The organism is Gilvimarinus sp. 1_MG-2023 (assembly GCF_030548285.1).
In genome coordinates, this window is the sequence record NZ_JAUOSC010001541.1 from 1 (window position 1) to 243 (window position 243).

Annotated in this window: 1 protein-coding gene; it reads left to right on the plus strand. The window is 43.6% G+C overall.

Features of this window, described 5'->3' with window-relative positions; genetic code table 11:
• Positions 1–223, plus strand: a 223-nt coding sequence (locus Q4563_RS21975) for a hypothetical protein (RefSeq protein ID WP_303606048.1), incomplete at its 5' end; no start/stop codon positions are given.
• Between the last annotated feature and the right edge of the window lie 20 nt (positions 224–243).

The following is a 243-nucleotide window of genomic DNA, read 5'->3' on the forward strand; positions in this document are numbered from 1 at the left end:
TCTATTTAATTTTTTTTTTTTTATGTTTAGGAGAGATATGTTATCTTTTGCTTTGTTTTCTGGTGGGTATGTTGTGTTTTTTATAATTGTAATGGAAAGGAAAGGAAAGGAAAGGAAAGGAAAGGAAAGGAAAGGAAAGGAAAGGAAAGGAACGCTCTTATACACAACTCCTAGCCCACCAGACTCTGGTCTCGATAGCGTATCGGCTGGGGGGGTGGGATAGGGGGGGGGGGGGGGGGGGGG